3 protein-coding genes are annotated in these 3063 nt (G+C 34.4%); all 3 read right to left on the reverse strand.

The annotated features are described in order from the left end of the window. The coding region (locus AC06OU_RS03955) for a hypothetical protein (RefSeq protein ID WP_475854115.1) at window positions 1-182 on the reverse strand (182 nt) is incomplete at its 3' end. Window positions 183-432: 250 nt separating this feature from the next. Then, window positions 433-2085: a DUF2075 domain-containing protein gene (locus tag AC06OU_RS03960; RefSeq protein ID WP_475854116.1), complete on the reverse strand. Its 1653-nt coding sequence runs from the start codon at window positions 2083-2085 to the stop codon at window positions 433-435. Between the two features lie 6 nt (window positions 2086-2091). Next, window positions 2092-2958: an HNH endonuclease gene (locus AC06OU_RS03965; protein ID WP_475854117.1), complete on the reverse strand. Its 867-nt coding sequence runs from the start codon at window positions 2956-2958 to the stop codon at window positions 2092-2094. Between the last annotated feature and the right edge of the window lie 105 nt (window positions 2959-3063).

Raw genomic sequence — 3063 nt, forward strand, 5'->3', positions numbered from 1 at the left:
CTTAGATTAAAATACAACGAATCTTTTTTACGATTTGTATAATGCAGATTCTGTACAATCATTTGAAACGGGCAGTATTTACAATGAGCGCCGGATTTGGCTAACACAGTTGTCGCCAACGGATCTTCTCCTCGATCAATAAGCTCTCCATCTGAACGGCTATCAAATAAACTTAACCCCATTCAAATATGCCAATACGTCCATCTATTTACCTTTACTTAATTTGGTGATTTCCTCATTGGATTTTTATCCATATAATCAATTGCCGCAGCTTCATAAATATTTTTCTTCGTTTCCGACCAATGCGGGAACCTACGGGCTTACCGTCAATTCTTAGCAAGTAGTACGAAGAATTATTTGAGCTTTATTAAAAATGATCTAAACGAAAAATAGTTGTCAAAAACTCAAGAAGTTGTTCTAGCTTACTCATAGCTATTCACCTGTTTTTTGATATTCTAATAATTTGTTGCGTAATGCTTCGTCACTTGCGTAAATAAACAAACCTTTAATACCACGCTTCATTAAAATATTGATTGAGTTTAATACGATTTTTTCCTTAGCTTCACTTACATTTCCGATTCCGTCCATACCTGAGTATGCACCTGTGTCCTTGTAAAGCTTTGTATCAATCACTATGCGATCATTGACTGTATCATATTGAACGGACGGTCCTAACACGACACCTACATAGTTCAAGTCGAAACCTTGAATCGTATAAATAGAGCCCGCTTCTTCAACTGTTTCTGCTTTTTCAGCCCACGTTGTTTTACTGTCTGTCGTATTCCAAGGCATTTTATATTCACCGTTTGTTTCACTTATATAGTAAGTTTGATTGTCTTTTTTATGTAGAAAATCAAATGTCGATACAACTCGACTTAAGCCAAACTCAGCATTTTTACTTTTTATTTCGACATGCATTTTTTCAAGTGTTTCAAAAACTTTAAACTCGTAGTTTTCATCTCTCGGTAATGGTTTTAACTGCTTACGTTTAAAATGATTAATCCAATTTATTACGTCATCATTTGCCTGCATACGGAACTGATTTGTTAGTTCGTATTTTTCCTTGTAGGTACTCTTTTTTTCTAATTCAGCTAATGTTGCTGCTCCCCATAAGCTTTTCAATTTCAGTACTTGATACTGGTCGTAGATTATCACGACCACTTTCGCTAATTTTAAAAGCTCATCTAACTGATTTTGTCCGTAGAAGTTGTTATATGTGTCAGATTTCGTTAAAAGTAAATGCGCTTCATCAACCAAAATAATATCTGCCTTCTTTTGCTGTTTTTGCAGCTGATTAATCAATGGTGTTGGTTTCGCAAAGTGTTTTGCTTTTAAATGCTTGACCTGTTTAGCAATCCCTTTATACGTTTTAAACATTTCTTCATGGTTAACCACTAAGTAATTTTCCGTATCAGAAAGGTTTGATGATGGCTCTGTCGTTCTTGACTGAATCGTATTAAAAATAGAGCTTAAAACAACGCTTTTCCCTACGCCAGCTTCCCCTTCAATCACAAGCAAGCTACCGTATTCTGAATGATCCTTAGCTACACGTTTTTCACAGAAATCCAGTACTTTATCTTTTAACTCAATTTGTTCAAGGGACAATTCTTTGAACGGTGACAGTTTAAAAATATCTTTGTTTTCAATAACATGAAGCTCATTATTCACTAGCTTCTGTTCATATAATTTCTTCCAAAGTCCCTTAAACAATTCCTGATCATAAAACGGCTTATTATAGTAATTATGCGTGAAACCATTCGATGTCTTACTTTTGTTCTGCATCGTATATTTTTCATCACCTAAAAAGTAATTGATTAACTTAGTTTCTAGATGGAATGTAGCTGAGCGATTAAACTGCTCGTGCTTAATTAAATTGACTCGGTCTAAATTTTTTCTATCTTTATTTTTTATATGCGCTTTCATTCGATTTTTGAAATTAACAGTTTCACCTATATACGCCTCTTTATTGCCATTTAAAATATAAATCACGGGATAGTTTAAAAACTGTTCTTTATTGTTAATACGATTCAAGCTGCCTTGTTCAAACGGCCATGATAATATTTCTACTGTACTCAAATTGTCCACCTCCCCTTACTTACTTGTGAGCTTTGTTAATTCTTCAATAGTTAACCAAGGTCTTCTTCTATGTAGCATTCGATGACAGTTTGCACAAACCATCGCAATATCCTCTATTTTCGTTTCCTCACCAATTGTCATTTCTGACACTGGCTTAGTATGATGCCCTTCTATGTAATCGATTCCGATTGCTCCATATTTTTCTTCAAAATCAAAGCCACAAACTTGGCATGTTAATTTGTCATGCTTTTTCTTGTAGGAATCTTTAGCTAATTGAATAAGCTTTGGATTTCTTTCTCGAACTAAATGCTGTTTGAGTACTTGCTTGCCTTCTGGAAAGCTTTCATCATCCTCCGTAAACCCAACTTGATAAACTTCATTTAATTCTTTTACAACTGTACTATATGTTTTCAGTCCAGCCTTTTGCAGTCGGACAACTTCTACTTCAGAAATGCTTTTCCCTGAAACTACACTATTTTGAAAATCTATATCGATCTCACTTAATCGAATAGGCTGACTGAAAGTTTTAAAGTTCGATAAAATAATACAGCCAATTTCGTTTTGATTTAAATCCGTTTTGAACATTTCTTCCATTCGTGTAATGAAGTTTTCCATACTTACATCACCATTGCCGTGACCATACTTTGCCCAAGCCTGGTTGACAGAATTAACTTCAAACCGCTCAAATATCGCCATCCCTAACACTTCACGCTCTGTTTTAACACCCTTATCATTTTTCACTAAAAAGAAAAAGGGTTCGCCTTGCTGAAGCACTTTAAATTGATTCGTATTTTTACGCCAGAAATTAATTTCCCCTACAATCTTGTTAGCTGCTAAATATTGAAACCATTCTCTCGATGTAACGCCCACATAACCCTTCATCCAAATCACCCTTATTTCCCTAATTATTGCAATAATCATAACAAACCATCTGACCAATAAGCTATATTTAGTTAGATTTTTCTAATAAACATATTCAGATAAAAT

This window comes from Psychrobacillus sp., from assembly GCF_056205495.1.

Excerpts from the sequence above, each read along its gene's own strand:
- AC06OU_RS03965 (WP_475854117.1), bottom strand. The coding sequence starts at position 2,958 with ATGAAGGGTTATGTGGGCGTTACATCGAGAGAATGGTTTCAATATTTA.